The sequence below is a fragment of the Halosimplex yunnanense genome (assembly GCF_054504345.1).
Window position 1 is genome coordinate 160,389 of record NZ_JBTJEL010000033.1, and the last position, 16,481, is coordinate 176,869.

Here is a 16,481-nt window from a genome sequence, read left to right on the forward strand (position 1 = left end):
GGACCGCTTAAATCCCGTTCATCCGACCCGAGACCCACCCGTGACGGGGTATTCCCGGAACCAGATATCACGTTTGAAAATGGCGGCGAAAGGGGTTTAACCACCGACTGCTTTACGAGGAGTGTCGGCACCGTCTGGTGCCGGAATCTGCGTCTCACTCACCCACCCATCACCCACCCACCCCACTAACTCTCTGCGACCGTACCCACCACTCACCCCCCTCACTTTCCGTACCTTCTCCGGCCCGCGTCGACCGAGAGGCGTCTCCATGCTCGGCGTGCCGATTCGCTTTTCCGGGCTTCGGCCGTGCCAAGCGACATGGAATCGAACGAGTCGGCGGTCGACGCGCTCGCGAGCGAGATCGCGGCCGCGGACCGCACGGTCGCGCTGACCGGCGCCGGGGTGAGCGTCCCGTCGGGGATCCCCCCGTTCCGGGGCGAATCCACGGACGACGATACGCCCGACCCGGTCTGGGAGACCCACGATCAGACCGACTTCCACCGTCGCCGGTTCGACGCCGACCCCGCCGGGTTCTGGACCGACCGCCTCGCCCTCCGGGAGACGATGTACGGCGACGGCGTCGAACCGAACGTGGCCCACGAGGCGCTCGCGACGCTCGAATCGCGGGGGCACCTCGACACGCTCGTCACCCAGAACGTCGACGGATTACACGCGGCCGCGGGATCTGAATCGGTGGTCGAACTCCACGGGACGAGCGCCCGCGTCGTGTGTGACGGCTGCGGCGCGACGCAACCGACCGATCCCGTCTGGGAGCGGGTCCGCAACGGTGAGCGGCCGCCGACGTGCGACTGCGGGGGCGTCCTCAAGCCCGACGTTGTGCTGTTCGGAGAAGGGTTACCGGACGAGGAGTTCGATCGGGCCCAGACCGCGGCGCGGCGCTGTGACGTGTTCCTGGCCATCGGGTCGTCCCTGACCGTTCGCCCCGCAGCGATACTCCCGGAGATCGCGGCCGAGGCGGGTGCGACGCTGGCGGTGATAAACCTCGAATCCACGGCGTACTCGGAGCGGGCCGACTACGACCTGCGGGCGGACGTGACGGAGGCGCTGCCGGCGCTGGTCAATGCGGTCGAGCGCCGGTAACGGGAGAACGGGCCGTCTTTCCACACCCTGTCGGGAAGGGCCCTCGGGGACGGGGAGCCAGCCGGGGGACTACAGTTCGACGCCGCTCGGTATCAGGCTGTGCTGTCGGAGGAGACTGCCTTCGCCGTCGTAGACGAGGAGTGTCCGCTTCTCGTAGGACGCGACTTCCTCGCCGTCGCGGCGGACGACGACGCGGTAGCAGCCCTCGGCGTCATCGGGGTCGTCGTCGCGGCGGGCGGCGTCGACGAGCGTCTGTATCGTCGAGGCCCCGGCGTTGACCTCGACGATGAACTCCCCGGTCATCCGATTCGCGAGGCTGAAGACGCCGCTCGCGTCGTCGCCGTCGGACTGGCGGCGGAACGCGACGTCGATTCGTTCCCGGTCGAGCGGGTTGCCGGCGGAGTCTGTGAGGCGCTCCTCGAGCAGGTCAGTCGGCCCGTCGTACGACAGCACGACCGTCGGCAGGTGGTCGCCGCTCTGGTCGGCCTGGCGGATGTCCAGCGTGACGTAATCGCGCCTCATTCGACACCCCACACTAGGACGCGAGGAGCCATGAACGTAACGCCGGGGGCGGTCTCCGCCGGAGGAATTCCGGTTTCGGCCCTTGCCGGCCGACCGGGGCTTCGGGGCCGCCATCGAGCGGGATATCGTGGCCGTGAGCGACCGTGGGACCGGACCCGGTAGCTTTTATACGACCCCGAACGGCGATTTCCCACGCGCATGTGGGTCCGATCGGAGTACGCCGGAGAACTCGCCGTCGTCGCGACGTGGTTGACTGCCCTCCTCCCCTGGTCGGTGTCCGTCCTCAGGGAGTCGCCGCGGGGCCTCGACGCCACGTTCACCGTCGTCAACATCAGGTTCGTCTTCTTCCAGTTCCACTACGTCTTCGGCCTCTCGCTCGGCGAACAGTCCCTCGGTGAGCTCGTACAGTTCGTCCCCGAGATCCCCGGGTTCGTCCCCGACAACCAGGTGCTCGAAGGACAGATCTGGCTCGCGGCCGCGGCGTTCTTCGCGCTCGTGCTCGCACTGAGCGTCATCTACTACGCACGCGAGGACGCGTTCGCCGAGCAAATCCCCGTAGACCCGGTTCGGCTGTTCGGCGGTTGCTTCGCTATTCTCGCGGTCGTGTTCACCGCCGCGACGGCGATGTTCTTCCAGCACCAGCCGACCGCCCCCGTCGGCGCCCTGTTCATGTGGGTCTTCGCCGCGATGTTGCTCCGGGTCGAGCGGACCTGATATCGTACATAAAACTACCGGCCGTCGGTCGATCTGCGCAGTTTTCACAGATCTCTCCGGATCCCGTTCGATAGTCCGTGACATAGCTGATTACGAGCCATCTGTGATCCATTGTCACGGCGATTTCAGCGAAAGGTTTAAGTTCTTTTCGGCCTTACGTAGTGTTAGGAACTGCGGCGCCGGAATATATGGTTTTCGCCACCGGCCAGCCGCTCCAGAGACCTATCATGAGCGACACGTCAATCCGAACCGGCGCCGAGGAACAGACGCGGGAACGACTGCAGGAGGAGGCGACCGAGAGCGAACAGACGAGCGAACGCGAGTGTCCGGAGTGCGGCGGGCGGCTCGACGCCGACACCGAACACGGTGAGACAGTCTGTTCGGAGTGCGGCCTCGTCGTCGAAGAGGGCGAGATCGACCACGGCCCCGAGTGGCGAGCGTTCAACCCCTCGGAGAAAGACGAGAAGTCCCGCGTCGGAGCGCCGACAACGAACATGATGCACGACAAGGGGCTCTCGACGAACATCGGCTGGCAGAACAAGGACGCCTACGGGAACTCCCTGTCGTCCAATCAGCGCCAGAAGATGCAGCGCCTGCGCACCTGGAACGAGCGCTTCCGTACGCGCGACTCTAAAGAGCGCAACCTCAAGCAGGCACTCGGCGAAATCGACCGCATGGCCTCGGCGCTCGGCCTGCCGAAGACCGTCCGCGAGACCGCCTCGGTCATCTACCGCCGCGCGCTGGAGGAGAACCTCCTGCCCGGCCGCTCCATCGAGGGCGTCGCCACGTCTGCGCTGTACGCTGCTGCGCGACAGGCCAACACCCCGCGGAGCCTCGACGAGATGACGGCCGTCTCGCGCGTCGAGAAGATGGAGCTCACCCGGACGTACCGCTACGTCGTCCGCGAGCTCAACCTCGAGATTAAGCCCGCCGACCCCGAGAGCTACCTCCCCCGGTTCGTCTCGGATCTCGGCCTCTCGGACGACACCGAGCGTCGCGCTCGCGAACTCATCGAGAGCGCGCGCGACCAGGGTATCCTGAGCGGCAAGAGCCCCGTCGGCCTCGCAGCCGCTTCCGTCTACGCCGCCGCCCTGCTGACCAACGAGAAGGTCACCCAGAGCGAGGTCAGCGAGGTGGCCAACATCTCCGAAGTCACCATCCGTAACCGCTACAAGGAGCTGCTCGAAGCCGTCGACGCCCCGGCCTGATCGGGGCCCGACGAGGCGATCCAGCGGGTCGCAGCCGATCCGACGGTTCACCGACGACGTGTCGCTCGCGGCGACGGAACTCGCCGCACCGGTCTTTTTATCTTGCGGGCGTGCGTGTAGTTATCACGCATGGAGGAAGCGTACGTCAGATTGCTCTGTCCGGAATGTACCAAAGACTGGGAATCGACGCCGACTGACCTGCCTGCACATACCGACGTCTATCACTGCCCGAACTGTCACGCGAGCCGGCGGCTCGCGGAGTTCACGCGGACCGACCGCGACTTGCAGACGCTGAAAACGCTGAGTTAGTCGCGACCGCTCGATTATCCGCTCGTCGCCGATCGCGCGCCACAGGCCTCACACCGGAGGAGGAGCACCCCTCCTTCGCGCTCGAAGTGCGTGTCCGGGAGCCCACACTCCGGGCAGATGACGAACTCGTCGGCGTACTCGTCGATCGCGTTGCTGACGCGGCGGGCGCTGAACTCGCCGGTCAGTCGCGCGCGGCCGCTCTCGTCGATGTGGCCGCTCGTCCCGATCTCGTTCTGCAGGAACTGCATGACGTGGTCGTCGTCGCGGCCGAGCACGTCGCAGGTGTCCTGGAAGTTCTCGTAGACGGTCACGTTCCCCTCCTGACGGAGTTCCGGGTCCGGCACCTCGAACCGGTCGGAGCTCCCCTCGATGTCCGGCGTCTCGTCGAGTGCCCGGTCGAGCATGTCGTCGTAGTCCATACCGATGAGAAGCCTGTCCGCCGATAAAAGTCTTTCAACCCGGCCCCACGAGGCCGAATCCGGCCGCCCCGCTGCGGTTCCCGACGCGAGCGGATCCGTATCGAGACGCTTTTGTACACGGTTTTTAAGCAGCCCCATGTTAACGCGACTCAGGATACTACTATTACCCTCCAGTGGCTAGGACCGGTTGACTATGAAAAAGCAGGAGCTCATTCACCTTCACGGCCTGCTTGCTCAGGTGGAGAATCACTACGAGATGGAGACAGGGGAAGAGGTGGAACACGATAAGTACACGTCCCTCGGGGTAAAGCCGACGTCCATCCACAAATCGAAGACCGACCACAAGAACGCTGTTTTCGCACTGGCGAAAGGCATCACGTCCGAAATGGAGACCGAGTCGCGCGAGCGCGTCCCGGCCTCCGCTGACTGAACGAGCAGTCCCGTTCTGTCGGACTCACTATCTACTTTGACTGCAGTCTCTCGCGTTCGCCGTCTCCCCGTCCTCTCGCGGCCGGTCTGCTCGGCGTCTCCGTTCCCTTGTTTCGGCATCTTCAGTCCGTACGGCACGCTACTCGAGGAAGTGCCTCGGCCCAGGTCTACCAGAATGAACTGCAGTGCCGCGTGCCCGGTCGGCGCCTACGATTCGTCGATGAGCTCTTCGAATTCGGGGAGGATCTCCTCCTCGCGGTCGTCGCTCGTCTCGGTAGCTGTGTCGGAGCTCTCGTCGCCGGATCCCTCGGAGACGTCGTCGCTCGACGATTCCGATTCGTCCGACTCGTCTTCGTCGTCCTCGTCGGTGACCTCGATCTCGAGGACCTCCAGCGGGATGTTCTCCAAGCGCTGTCCAATCTCCTTGCGGGCGATGCGGGCCGCGTGCTCCTCGCGCTCGACGTTGAAGACGGTGATCTCCAGTTCGAGCGCGACGAGGCTCTCGTCGGCGGCGATAAAGGCCGGCTCGAGGTCCTCGCCGCAGTGGGGACACGAGCGCTCGCCCATGTTGATCTCGACGTAGTTGAGGTCCGGATTGAGCATCTCGCCGGTCTTCGAGATGGCGATCCGGACCGCCTCGTCCTCCGTTTCGACGTCGTAGACGGGGACCGCGGCCTCGACGACAACTCTGCAGTTCATAGATCGGTATCTGTCTCGCAGCGACATGAAGGTTAGCCTCGATAGCACCCCACACACTTGCGGGTCGGTCACGGTGGACCGCGGCTCGCTCCACACCGACTCGAAAGGGAAATGCCGACCGCGCGCCTTGTCCGGGTATGAGTACGGAGCGCGGCGCCCTTGCCCTCTCGGAGTTCCCCGGTTCGTTCGACCTCCAGTCGACAGTCGAGAGCGGTCAGTCGTACCTCTGGGACCGCGCCGACGGGAAGATGTACGACCAGAGCGCCGTCTTCGGCGGCGACCACTGGTACGAGACGGTGGTCCGCGTCGACGACAGCGGCGCCCGCGCGACCCCCGCAGAGCAGTGGGCCGAGGGCAAGCCCGCCGTGGTCCGCGTCCGGCAGGTCGACGACCGACTGGAGTGGGAGTCGTCGATCGACGCGACCCCGATCCTCCGCGAGCGGTTCCGCCTCGGCGACGACCTGCCGGCCATCCGCGCGGCGACGCCGGACGACGACCTGCTAAAATCCGCCTTCGACGCCTACTGGGGGATGCGCCTCGTCGACGACCCGGTCGTCCCCTGCCTCGTCTCGTTCATCTGCTCGGCGCAGATGCGCGTCGGCCGCATCCACGGGATGCAACGCGAACTCGAACGAGCCTTCGGGACGACCGTCGAGTTCGACGGGCGGACCTACCACGCCTACCCGACGGCCGAGCAGCTGGCCGCCGCGACCGAGGCCGAACTGCGCGACCTCGGGCTGGGCTATCGCGCCCCGTACGTCCTCGAAACCGCGCGGATGATCGCCGAGGGTGAGGCCCACCCCGAGGAAGCCGCCGACCTCGACTACGAGGACGCCCGCGAGTCACTGACGCGGTTCGTCGGCGTCGGCGACAAGGTGGCCGACTGCGTGGCCCTGTTCGCGCTCGACTTCCTCGAAGCGGTCCCGCTCGACACGTGGATCCGGACGACCATCGAGGAGTACTACCCCGACTGCGACCGCGGCAACTACGCCGAGACCTCCCGCGCTATCCGCGAGGCCTTCGGCGGCGAGTACGCCGGCTACGCGCAGACTTACGTCTTCCACTACCTGCGGTAGCGCGGAACCGGAGAGAAACTGCCGCAGCGTCGCGACGGCCTACCGCTCGTCGACCGGCGTCCACGAGCGGTCGTGTTCGCCGACGTACGCGGAGAGCGGGCGGATGAGGCGGTTGTCGTCGAGCTGTTCGAGCGCGTGAGCAGTCCAGCCGCCGACCCGTGAGACGGCGAAGGTCGTCGTGAACAGTTCCTTCGGGACGCCGACGCCGTCCAGCAGGGCCGCGGTGTAGAACTCGACGTTCGTGTCGAGGCGGCGACCCGGCTTGTGTTCTTCGAGCAGGTCGACGGCCACTTCCTCGAAGGCCCGCACGGAGTCGAAGAAGTCGTCGTCGCCGGCTTCCTCGTAGAACTCCGAGGCGGCCGCTTCGAGGACTGCGGCTCGCGGGTCGCGAACGCGGTAGACCCGGTGGCCGAAGCCCATCAGCCGCTCGCCGGCCTCCAGCTTCTCGCGGACGTACCCCTCGGGGTCACCGGACTCGTGGACGGTCCGGAGCATGTCGAGCACGGGGCCGGGCGCGCCGCCGTGGAGCGGCCCCTTGAGCGTGCCGACCGCCGCGGTCGCCGCCGAGACCACGTCCGACTCCGTCGAGACGACCGTTCGCGCGGTGAACGTCGAGGCGTTCAGCCCGTGGTCGACGACGGTGTTGAGGTACGTCTCCAGCCCGCGGACCGCGGGCTCGTCCGGCTCGTCGCCGGTCAGCATGTAGAGGTAGTTCGCCGCGTGGCGCAGGTCCTCGCGGGGTTCGACCGGCTCCTCCCCCTCGCGGTAGCGCCAGTACGTCGCGACGATGGTCGGGAAGACCGCGATCACCCGCCGGGCGTCAGCCTCGGGGTCCTCCCCCCCGGTACCGAGGTTGGCCGCCGCGGCGCCCATCCGCAGCGCGTCCATCCCCGGTTTCTCCTCGTCGGCCGCCCGCCGCAGGACCGCGCGGACTTCCTCGCCGATCTCCCGCCGTGCGGCCAGATCGGATCTGAACTCGTCGAGTTCCTCGGCCGTCGGGAGCCGGTCGTGAAAGAGCAGGTAGACGCTCTCCTCGTAGGTCGCCGCCCGCGCGAGTTCGTCGACCGGGAACCCGCCGATCGTGAGTTCGCCGGCCTCGCCGTCGATGTCGCTCAGTCGCGTCTCCGCGACGGTGATCCCCTCGAGACCGCGGTTCAGGTTGCCATCTCCCATGGCCACCACTCTGCGGGAGACTCCCAAAGCTCTGTTGGAACACTCCGAGCATTTCCGCGATAATTCGGAAAATGTCTCCACGTCTCCCGAGCATTTCACCAGTTGTGTCCAATTGTCGACGGCGTGATCGACAGTCGTAGAACTCACCGAACCGGCCAGGAACGACTCGCGGTGACTGGACGCCGACCGCCAGTCCGACCGTGACGGTCGATGCGTTTTTTCGGCGTCCGGTCGGTATCTGCAGATATGACAGACCGGACGCACGCACACGTCTACATCTCAGGTCGAGTACAGGGCGTCTACTACCGGGCGACGACCCGCGACGAGGCACGCGAGCGCGGGGTCGACGGCTGGGTGAAGAACCTCGACGACGGCCGAGTGGAAGCGGTCTTCGAGGGGCCCACCGACGCCGTGGATTCGATGGTCGAGTGGTGTCACGAGGGGAGTTCCCGCGCTCGGGTCGACGACGTGGAAGCCGAGTACGGCGAACCGGAGGGATTCGACGGGTTCGAGATTCGCCGCTGACCGCGCGAGGTCACCGCGACGCGGGACGTTCGCCGCCGCGGCCGTTGCCCCCACCCTTTTCAGCGGGGCGGGCGAACGCTCGCGTATGATTACTGGCAGCGAGATGGCTGTCATCGACGAGAACGCCGCGGCGATGGGGGTGCCGCGCAAGCAGTTGATGGAGTCGAGCGGGCACGCGGTCGCGCGAGCGGTCCGCGAGGTCGCCGGGCTCGGCGCGAGCGTCCGGGTCGTCGCCGGGAGGGGGAACAACGGCGGCGACGCGTTCGTCGCGGTGCGCTTTCTCGACGACTTCGACGTGACGACGACACTGCTCGGCCGCCCGGAGAACATCTCGACGGCCATCGCCCGCGAGAACTGGGCCGCCCTCGACGCCGGCGAGTACGACACCGACGTGGTCCGCGACTCCGCCGGGTTCGACCTCGGCGATCCCGACGTCGTCGTCGATGCGATGCTCGGCACCGGGATCAGCGGCGACCTCCGCGAGCCCGAGCGGACCGCTGCCGCGGCCATCAACGACAGCGATGCGGCGGTCGTCTCCGTGGACGTCCCCTCCGGCATGAACGCCGAGACAGGCGAACTCGCCGAGACGGCTGTCGACGCCGATCACGTGGTCACCTTCCACGAAACCAAGCCCGGCCTCGACGCGCTGGGCGCCGACGTGACCGTCGCGGACATCGGCATCCCCGCGGCCGCCGAGCGGTTCGTCGAACGCGGCGACCTGCTGCGGCTCGACGACCGAGACCCCGGGAGTCACAAGGGACAGAACGGCGAGGTGCTCGTCATCGGCGGCGGGCCGTACGCAGGCGCCCCCGCGCTGTCGGCGAAGGCGGCGCTCCGCGCCGGCGCGGATCTCGTCCGCGTCGCCTGCCCGATGGTTGTCGGGCGGGAACTCCAGGGGTTCAGCGAGGACCTCATCGTCCGCCCCTATCAGGGCAAACAGCTCGAACCGAAGCAGGTCGGCTTCCTGCTCCAGATGGCCCGCCACCACGACGCGGTCGTCATCGGCCCCGGGCTCGGCGACGCGGAGGAGACGCTGGAAGCCGTGGAAGGCATCCTCTCGGGGTACTCCGGGACCGCGGTCGTCGACGCGGACGCCCTCTCGCGCGTGCCGCAGGTCGACACCGACGCGGACCTCGTCTGCACGCCCCACCAGGGCGAGTTCGCGAAGATGGGCGGGCGCGTCTCCGACGACTGGGAAGAGCGGGCGAGCTACGTCGAGACGTTCGCCTCCGACCTCGGACAGGTCGTCCTCGTCAAGGGGGACTACGACGTCGTCTCCGACGGCGAGCGGACCCGAATCAACCGGACCGGCAACGCCGGGATGACCGTGGGCGGCACCGGCGACGTGCTCGCCGGTATCACGGGGGCGCTCGCGGCGACGCAGGACCCGCTCGACGCGGCCGCGATGGCCGCCTACACCAACGGACGCGCCGGCGACCGCGTCTACGAGCGGCGCAACAACGGCCTCGTCGCGACCGACCTGCACGACGAAATCCCGGAGGTCCTCTGGACCGACCGAGGTGGCGAGGCGTGAGCGACGACGGTTCGACGGACGACCCCCAAAGTACCGACGCCGACCTCACCCACACCGACGAGTCGGGTGAGGCCCAGATGGTCGACGTCGGCGACAAGCCCGACACGGCGCGCCGGGCGGTCGCCCACGGGTCGATCCACCTGCGCCCGGCGACGGTCGACGCCGTTCGAGAGAACAGCGTCGAGAAGGGCGACGTGCTCGCGACGGCACGTATCGGCGCGATCCAGGCGGTCAAGCACACCTGGGAGACCATCCCGATGTGTCACCAGATCCCGATCACGAACGTCGAGACGGACTTCGAGTTCGGCGAGGAGCGCATCGAACTCACCGTCACCGTCGAGACGACCGGCAAGACCGGCTGCGAGATGGAAGCGCTGGAGGGGGCTACCACCGGTCTCAACGTGGTCTGGGACATGGTGAAATCGGCCGAGAAGGACGCCGACGGGAACTATCCCGACACCGGCATCGAGTCGATCGAAGTCGTCGAGAAGACGAAGCGACCGCTGTGACTGTCGGCGATCGGTCCAGCGGCGGTCCGAACGTTCAAGTGCGAAAGTGGGACCAGAGCGGTCCATGCGCTGACGCTCGCCCCGCGGCGGCTCGCGGTCGCGCGACGCGACCGCCGCGCGGATCGGTCGGTCGCGTCGCCTGTTCGCTATCGGTCCGAGTTGTCGGCTCCAATCCCCCGTCTCGCCAAGCCAGTACTCCGGTTCCGGCCGCTTTTTCTCCGTGTAGCGATCACCGTAGCGTATGCGCGCAGCGATCTACCACGGACCGGAGGACATCCGCGTCGAAGACGTGCCGCGGCCCGAGATCGAGGACCCGGGCGACGCGCTCGTTCGAGTGACCCACACCGCGATCTGCGGGTCGGACCTGTGGCCCTACCGCGGCGAGAGCGACCGCGACGTCCCCTCGCGGATCGGGCACGAACCCATGGGGATCGTCGAGGAGGTCGGCGACGACGTGCGGAGCATCCAGCCGGGCGACCGCGTGTTCGCACCCTTCGTGATCAGCTGCGGCGAGTGCGAGTTCTGCCGACGCGGGCTACACACCTCCTGTGTGAACGGCGACGGCTGGGGCGGCGACAACGGCGGCGCCCAGGGTGAGTACGTTCGAACGCCCCACGCCGACGGGACGCTCGTCCGGATCCCCGACCGCCACGCCGACGACGAGGACGCGCTGCGAGCGGCACTCCCGCTGACCGACGTGATGGGAACCGGTCACCACGCCGCGGTGAGCGCGGGCGTCGAAGCGGGCAGCACCTGCGCCGTCGTCGGCGACGGCGCGGTCGGCCTCTGCGGCGTGCTCGCGGCCCGACGGCTGGGCGCCTCGCGGATCATCGCCGTGGGCCACCACCCCGACCGCCTCGAACTCGCCGAGGAGTTCGGCGCGACCGACACCGTACTCGGCGGCAGCGAGGGGGTCGACGACGAGGCCGAGCGCGTGGCCGAACTCACCAACGGCGGCGCCGGGCACGTCCTCGAATGCGTCGGCGCTGCGGGCGCGATGGAGACCGCCGTCGGCGCCTGTCGGCCCGGCGGCACCGTCGGCTACGTCGGCGTCCCGCACGGCATGGGCGACGGCCTCGACCTCTTCGACTTCTTCGGCGACAACGTCACCCTCGCCGGCGGCGTCGCGCCCGTCCGGGAGTACGCCGACGACCTCCTCGCCGACGTGCTCGGCGGGACGCTCGACCCCTCGCCCATCTTCACGAAGACCGTCTCACTGGAAGACGTCGCGGAGGGGTACCGCGCGATGGACGAGCGCGAGGCGATCAAGGTGCTCGTCGAGCCCGACTGGTAACTCCCGTCCGAGGCGATTCGCGGCCGCAGGAACGACAAGGCTCGCTCCCCACTCTCCGGTATGCCGACTATCAGCGACACGTATCTCGAGAACCGATGGCGCGTCCAGCCCAACCACGCGAACAACTACGGGACCGTCCACGGGGGCAACGTCATGAAGTGGATGGACGAACTCGGGGCGATGTCGGCCATGCGCTTCGCGGGCGAGCCCTGCGTCACCGCCTCGATCGACCGCATGGACTTCCACCGGCCGGTCCCCACCGGCAACGTCGTCGTCATCGAGGCGTTCGTCTTCGACGAGGGGCGCAGCAGCGTCAACGTCCACCTGCGGGCCGCACGCGAGAACCCGCGGACGGGCGACCAGGAGATGACCACCGAGTCGCAGTTCGTCTTCGTCGCTATCGACGAGGACGGCTCACCGGTCCCCGTCCCCGACCTGTCGGTCGAGGGCGAGCGCTGCAAGGAACTGCGCGACCGCGCACTCGAATGGCGCGAGGAGAAGGGCAACGGCGACTGATCGGCGGGCCGACGCCTCGGTGAGGTCGCCGTGGTGGAGCTGCCGTCCGAATCCGACCGCGATGTCGAACGTAGGCCGCACACCGGCGGCTGACTGTGAAGAGAGCAGTTGAGCGTACTCGTCACAACATTATTCTGCCGTCCGGCCCACGTTCGAGTATGGTCCCCGGACGAGACGACTTCGACTACAACTACGACGAGGACGGCTCCCGAATGTCCCCGAATACCCCGGGAACGCCGAACAGTTCCGGTGTGCTGTGGGCATTACTGATCTGCCTCGTCGGTCTCGGCATCCTGTTGTACCTGTAGCCGTTCGGCACGGACGCGCTGGCGTGCGCTCGCCCGGGTTGACTGTTCGGACGGCATCGGCGACGAGAGCGCTCGGCGATGTTGGGCCTGTCTCGTGGTTACCATCGGCCCGGAGTGCGGACTCCCTCGGTATCCGTCTGGCCCGGCGGTCCGAAGAGGCCGCTCCAGCGGTCGAGAACCGTCTCAGGCCGAGGCCTCGACGAGGTCGCCGGCCTTCGCCCGCGACCGCTCGACGATGGCCGGTCGGGCCTCGAACTCGACGATCACTTGGTCCCCGTAGTCGACGGAGTCGACCTGCGCGTGGTCGTGGATCCACGAGACGAGCGACATCGTGTCCTCCGTCATCGGTAGGACGAGCCGCTCACGTTCGTAATCGGGTAACTCCTCGTGAATACGCTCGCGCAGGTCGTCGACCCGCTCGCCCGTTCGGGCACTGACCGACACCGGGTTCGGCGCCAGGGCCGACAGCGCCTCGCGCTTGCGGGCGACCTCTTCGTCGTCGACCGTGTCGATCTTGTTCAGGACGGTCACGATCGGCGCCTCGTTGCGCTCGTAGAGGGTGTCGTGACACGTGACCAGTTTCTCGCGGATCTCCTCGATGGACTCGCTCACGTCGACGACGAGCAAGACGAGATCCGCCCGGTAGACCGAGTCCAGCGTCGACTTGAACGACTCGACTAGCCAGTGAGGCAGATCAGAGATGAACCCGACCGTGTCGGTCACGAGCACGTCCCGCTGGTCCATGTCCGCGCGGCGGGTGGTCGTCCCGAGCGTCGTGAACAGCCGGTCTTCGGACTCGGCGGTCGCGTCCAGATCGGGGTGCAGATCCTCGTTCTCGTCGACGTCGACGTCCTCGGCGAGCCGGCGGAGCAGCGTGGACTTCCCGGCGTTCGTGTAGCCCGCCAGCGCCACGAGGTCGAAGCCCGACTCGCGGCGCTGCTCGCGGCGGTGCTCCTCGGTCTCCTCGATCTGTTCGAGTTCCTCCCGGATCCGGGAGATCTGGGCCTTGATGTCGCGCTCGCGGCTCTCGTCGTACTCGCCCAGGCCCATGAACCCCGGCCGCTCGTCGCGGCGGGCGAGACTCGCCTTCGCCTCGGCCCGCGGCAGTTCGTAGCGGAGTTCGGCCAGTTCGACCTGCAGCTGGGCCTTCCGGGTCTGGGCGCGCTGACCGAATATCTCCAGGATGAGCCGGAACCGGTCGATCAGGCGGACCCCTTCGGGGAGCTCGTTCCCGACGTTGTACATCTGGTAGGGACCGAGCTGGTTGTCGAAGATGACCACCGTCGCCTCCGTCTCGACGACCCTGCGGGCGAGCGTCGCGACCTTCCCTTCCCCGAGGTGCGTCGCCGGGTCTTCCGTCCGGGTCTGGGTCACCTCGCCGACCACATCGTAGCCGGCCGCCCGCGCGAGCTCGCGGATCTCGGTCGTATCGGCCGTTCCGCTGTCGACGCGCTTGGCGACGACAGCCCGCCGTTCGGATTGTGACTGCGTCACTCGCGCGGAGCTACGTCACCCGCGTATTTAAACTCTGGTCGGTGTCGTCGGACGATCACACGCTTTGAACGAGGCGGAGTTACGGACAGTCTCGCCGCTGTTTTGGCCACACTCAGTTCTCGTAGGACGACCCTACTGACGGCGCGTTCGCGGACACAAGAGCCTTATTCCGTGGCCGACACCGGGGAGGATATGGTAGACATCGGTTTGCAGCAGATCGGGCTGGAACTGGGTTCGGGCGCGGTCATCGGGGGGCTGATCGGCTTCACGGCGAAGAAAGTCGCGAAGATCATCGCCTTCCTGATCGGCCTCGAACTCGCGCTGTTCAAGTTCCTCGAATCGCAGAGCATTCTCACGGTCGACTGGGAGCGCCTCTCGGCGGGACTGGTCAACGCGAGCAGCGTGGCCGGCGACGCTGCGACGGCAAACCAGCCGCCGAGCATGGTAATGAGTTTCCTCTCGATCATCCCGGTCAGCGCAGGCTTCACCGGCGGTTTCTTCGTCGGATTCAGAAAAGGATAACACCGCGCAACGCCGCGATCGGTTTTTCCGGTCCAGACTATCGAACAGCGACGGCTTCGCCGTCAGGGGGCGGCCGTCGGCGTGATCGGTTCGTCGCCGCCGTTGCCGTCGCCGCTACCGTCGTCTTCGCCGAACCCACCGCCGTCACCGCCGCCGAAACCGCCGTCCCCCCCGCCGCCGGTCGCCGGCACGTCCTCGTCCTTGTCGCCGGAGACGAGGAACTCGAGGAGGTTGCTGATGAACTGCTCGTTATCCATGTCGTAGCGCTCCGAGGACTTCAGGAACGACGTATCTCCCACGAGGACGAAGTTACCGTTCTGGGCCGCGACGGGGTGCTCGCCCTCGATCCGCCGGTCGAGCGTCTTGCTGCCCGGGAGCGCGCGGAGTCGCACGTCCGCTTGGTCGTTGATCTGGACGACGGTCCCCGCCGAGTCGAACGTGACGTTGTCGACGTCCTCGGTCAGCGACGAGTCACCGTCGGGGCTGGCAATGATGCTCTCGTAGTTGTTGTCGTTCCGGTCGTCGTCGATGTTGTAGACCCCCTCGGTTCCCATCCGGAGCCCGAACTCCTCGGCGAGGTCCTGCCCGCCGAACCGGACTTCGGTGATCTGGGAGGTCAGCCCGGTGCTGACCTGCAGTTGCGGGGGTTCGCCGAGCGCGACGATGCGGCCGCCGCCCTCCGCGTAGGCCTTCAGTCCCGCGACCTCGCCTTCGGAATACGACCCGGTCGGCTGGACGATCAACACGGCGTCGTAGCGCTGGAGCGTCGCGTTGTAACCGCCACCGCCGAAGCCGCCGTTACCACCGCTGGCGCCGACGTCGACCTCGTGGCCAGCCTGCGACAGCGCCTGGACGAGCGGCTCCAGTTCCGACTGGGAGAACTGGTTGCCGTGCCCGTTGTCGACGAGGATGCGTTTGTCTTCGCCGCCGGCGTCGACGGATATCTCGCCGTCGTCCGGGGCGCTCGTCTCGATCGCGTTCTCGGGCTGGTACTGGTTCGGCGACTGCCCCTCGATATCCTCGCCGTCAGCCGGTCCGGCCGACCCGGACCCGCTGAGCGTCGCGGCGACCGCGGTGCCAGCGAGGACGACAGCGATCACGAGCACGAAGACGCCGAGCGGCTTGAGTACTTCACTTGCTCTCATTGACGTTCACCTCCTCGGCGTCCTCGGTGACCGGGACGCCCCAGACCGCGTAGTACCGCACTGGTCGTTCGAACTCGGTGGCCGACTGGCCCGAGCGGTCGACGTAGACGACGTTCCCGTCGACCTTCTCGGCGCCCTGCGAGAGCAGGATAGTGCCGCCGGACGGGCTGATGGGCTCGTCGTAGTGGACGTTGTAGTCGCTCCCCTCGATCCCGTCGGCCTGCGAGGCCGCGTAGTCGATGGCCGAGTAGAGGTCGCCCGTCTCGTCGGCGAACCCGTTCCGGACCGCCACCGGGCCGATGTAGGCGTCGCCGTGGGCGACCTCACTGCGGGTCAGGTTGAGTTCGTCCTCGCGGTGGTTCATGATCGAGTCGACGAAGGAGTTGTGCAGCGTCTCCATCTCCTCGCGGTACTGGTCTTTCTCGTAGGTCGCCTTGTCCGGGCCGGTCCGGAGGTAGGTCTTGCTCTGGGCCGAGGCCTGTTCGAGCGCGCTCAGCGGTGAGCTGACGATCACGCCGATAGAGCCCACGGTCGAGCTCGGCTTGACGTAGATCTTGTCCGCAGGCGCGATCCCGTAGTATCCGCCCGATGCGGCCGTCCCCTCGACGTAGGCGACGACCGGCATCTGCCGTGCGGTCCGGTTGACCGCGAGATACAGCTCTTCGCTCGATGCCACAGCGCCACCGGGGCTGTCGATCCGGAACACGACCGCCTCGACGGAATCGTTGGTTCTCGCGTCGCGGAGGGATTCCTTGACGTCGTTGACCGGGCCGGCGTCAGTTCCGGCCCGCAGTGTGATCACGGACACCGTCGGGTCCCCCGAATCGCCCGAAGACTGTGCCGCGCTCCAGACGACTGGCGCGAGTACGGTTGCAATTAAAACGGCGACGACCACGACGATGACGTACAACACAGCGGTCGTCGAGGCCGAGTCGCTTCTGTCCACCATACACCCCGAGGGACGAACGACCCCCTCAAGAAGGT

General features: G+C 67.2%; 20 protein-coding genes. 13 read left to right on the plus strand and 7 right to left on the minus strand.

The window, feature by feature from the left end:
* Positions 1 to 318: 318 nt before the first annotated feature.
* A complete protein-coding gene (locus tag AB2U09_RS09525) occupies positions 319 to 1,101 on the plus strand; it encodes a Sir2 family NAD-dependent protein deacetylase (RefSeq protein ID WP_459192483.1) in 783 nt (260 codons plus the stop codon).
* A gap of 69 nt (positions 1,102 to 1,170) precedes the next feature.
* Here AB2U09_RS09525 and AB2U09_RS09530 read toward each other — a convergent pair whose 3' ends face one another.
* Complete coding sequence (locus AB2U09_RS09530; protein WP_459192484.1) at positions 1,171 to 1,623, minus strand: DUF5793 family protein; 453 nt, start codon at positions 1,621 to 1,623, stop codon at positions 1,171 to 1,173.
* Positions 1,624 to 1,821: 198 nt separating this feature from the next.
* On the opposite strand from AB2U09_RS09530, the gene AB2U09_RS09535 reads away from it, so the two are divergent.
* The 3 genes from AB2U09_RS09535 (at position 1,822) to AB2U09_RS09545 (ending at position 3,854) form a co-directional block, all read left to right on the plus strand.
* The gene (locus AB2U09_RS09535) at positions 1,822 to 2,337 is read left to right on the plus strand and encodes a DUF7549 family protein (RefSeq protein WP_459192485.1); all 516 of its coding nucleotides are present in this window, start codon (positions 1,822 to 1,824) and stop codon (positions 2,335 to 2,337) included.
* A 227-nt stretch (positions 2,338 to 2,564) separates the two neighbouring features.
* Positions 2,565 to 3,545, plus strand: a complete 981-nt coding sequence (locus AB2U09_RS09540; protein WP_459192486.1) for a transcription initiation factor IIB — start codon at positions 2,565 to 2,567, stop codon at positions 3,543 to 3,545.
* A 129-nt stretch (positions 3,546 to 3,674) separates the two neighbouring features.
* On the plus strand, positions 3,675 to 3,854 hold the full coding sequence (locus AB2U09_RS09545) for a DUF7836 family putative zinc-binding protein (RefSeq protein WP_459192487.1): 180 nt from the start codon (positions 3,675 to 3,677) through the stop codon (positions 3,852 to 3,854).
* Between the two features lie 14 nt (positions 3,855 to 3,868).
* On the opposite strand, the gene AB2U09_RS09550 is transcribed toward AB2U09_RS09545, so the two are convergent.
* Positions 3,869 to 4,273, minus strand: a complete 405-nt coding sequence (locus tag AB2U09_RS09550) for a translation initiation factor IF-2 subunit beta (RefSeq protein ID WP_459192488.1) — start codon at positions 4,271 to 4,273, stop codon at positions 3,869 to 3,871.
* Between the two features lie 193 nt (positions 4,274 to 4,466).
* Between AB2U09_RS09550 and AB2U09_RS09555 the strand changes: the two genes are divergently transcribed.
* Positions 4,467 to 4,703, plus strand: coding sequence for a UPF0058 family protein (locus AB2U09_RS09555; protein WP_459192489.1), 237 nt, complete (start codon positions 4,467 to 4,469; stop codon positions 4,701 to 4,703).
* A gap of 206 nt (positions 4,704 to 4,909) precedes the next feature.
* Here AB2U09_RS09555 and AB2U09_RS09560 read toward each other — a convergent pair whose 3' ends face one another.
* The gene (locus AB2U09_RS09560) at positions 4,910 to 5,401 is read right to left on the minus strand and encodes a DUF555 domain-containing protein (protein ID WP_459192490.1); all 492 of its coding nucleotides are present in this window, start codon (positions 5,399 to 5,401) and stop codon (positions 4,910 to 4,912) included.
* A 137-nt stretch (positions 5,402 to 5,538) separates the two neighbouring features.
* Between AB2U09_RS09560 and AB2U09_RS09565 the strand changes: the two genes are divergently transcribed.
* Positions 5,539 to 6,477: a DNA-3-methyladenine glycosylase family protein gene (locus tag AB2U09_RS09565; RefSeq protein WP_459192491.1), complete on the plus strand. Its 939-nt coding sequence runs from the start codon at positions 5,539 to 5,541 to the stop codon at positions 6,475 to 6,477.
* Positions 6,478 to 6,516: 39 nt separating this feature from the next.
* Here AB2U09_RS09565 and AB2U09_RS09570 read toward each other — a convergent pair whose 3' ends face one another.
* Positions 6,517 to 7,650, minus strand: coding sequence for a citrate synthase (locus tag AB2U09_RS09570; protein WP_459192492.1), 1,134 nt, complete (start codon positions 7,648 to 7,650; stop codon positions 6,517 to 6,519).
* Between the two features lie 246 nt (positions 7,651 to 7,896).
* Here AB2U09_RS09570 and AB2U09_RS09575 point away from each other — a divergent pair, with 246 nt between their 5' ends.
* The 6 genes from AB2U09_RS09575 (at position 7,897) to AB2U09_RS09600 (ending at position 12,336) form a co-directional block, all read left to right on the plus strand.
* Positions 7,897 to 8,175 (plus strand): acylphosphatase, encoded by a 279-nt coding sequence (locus AB2U09_RS09575; RefSeq protein WP_459192493.1) that lies wholly within the window; start codon positions 7,897 to 7,899, stop codon positions 8,173 to 8,175.
* Between the two features lie 85 nt (positions 8,176 to 8,260).
* Complete coding sequence (locus tag AB2U09_RS09580) at positions 8,261 to 9,709, plus strand: NAD(P)H-hydrate dehydratase (RefSeq protein ID WP_459192494.1); 1,449 nt, start codon at positions 8,261 to 8,263, stop codon at positions 9,707 to 9,709.
* Positions 9,706 to 10,218 carry a cyclic pyranopterin monophosphate synthase MoaC gene (gene moaC, locus AB2U09_RS09585; RefSeq protein ID WP_459192495.1) on the plus strand — a complete coding sequence of 171 codons (513 nt, stop codon included), beginning with the start codon at positions 9,706 to 9,708 and terminating at the stop codon, positions 10,216 to 10,218. Before AB2U09_RS09580 ends, moaC begins: the two co-directional genes overlap by 4 nt.
* A 241-nt stretch (positions 10,219 to 10,459) precedes the next feature.
* Complete coding sequence (locus tag AB2U09_RS09590; RefSeq protein ID WP_459192496.1) at positions 10,460 to 11,512, plus strand: zinc-dependent alcohol dehydrogenase family protein; 1,053 nt, start codon at positions 10,460 to 10,462, stop codon at positions 11,510 to 11,512.
* A 60-nt stretch (positions 11,513 to 11,572) separates the two neighbouring features.
* A complete protein-coding gene (locus AB2U09_RS09595; RefSeq protein ID WP_459192497.1) occupies positions 11,573 to 12,028 on the plus strand; it encodes an acyl-CoA thioesterase in 456 nt (151 codons plus the stop codon).
* Positions 12,029 to 12,186: 158 nt separating this feature from the next.
* On the plus strand, positions 12,187 to 12,336 hold the full coding sequence (locus AB2U09_RS09600) for a hypothetical protein (protein WP_459192498.1): 150 nt from the start codon (positions 12,187 to 12,189) through the stop codon (positions 12,334 to 12,336).
* Between the two features lie 183 nt (positions 12,337 to 12,519).
* Here the strand turns inward: AB2U09_RS09600 and hflX are convergent, their stop codons facing one another.
* Positions 12,520 to 13,830, minus strand: a complete 1,311-nt coding sequence (hflX, locus tag AB2U09_RS09605) for a GTPase HflX (RefSeq protein ID WP_459192499.1) — start codon at positions 13,828 to 13,830, stop codon at positions 12,520 to 12,522.
* A 192-nt stretch (positions 13,831 to 14,022) separates the two neighbouring features.
* Here hflX and AB2U09_RS09610 point away from each other — a divergent pair, with 192 nt between their 5' ends.
* Complete coding sequence (locus tag AB2U09_RS09610) at positions 14,023 to 14,352, plus strand: FUN14 domain-containing protein (protein WP_459192500.1); 330 nt, start codon at positions 14,023 to 14,025, stop codon at positions 14,350 to 14,352.
* 62 nt (positions 14,353 to 14,414) lie between these two features.
* On the opposite strand, the gene AB2U09_RS09615 is transcribed toward AB2U09_RS09610, so the two are convergent.
* Both AB2U09_RS09615 and AB2U09_RS09620 read right to left on the minus strand, forming a co-directional pair.
* The gene (locus AB2U09_RS09615) at positions 14,415 to 15,497 is read right to left on the minus strand and encodes a DUF4350 domain-containing protein (RefSeq protein WP_459192501.1); all 1,083 of its coding nucleotides are present in this window, start codon (positions 15,495 to 15,497) and stop codon (positions 14,415 to 14,417) included.
* Positions 15,484 to 16,446 carry a S49 family peptidase gene (locus tag AB2U09_RS09620; protein WP_459192502.1) on the minus strand — a complete coding sequence of 321 codons (963 nt, stop codon included), beginning with the start codon at positions 16,444 to 16,446 and terminating at the stop codon, positions 15,484 to 15,486. Before AB2U09_RS09620 ends, AB2U09_RS09615 begins: the two co-directional genes overlap by 14 nt.
* Positions 16,447 to 16,481 lie beyond the last annotated feature (35 nt).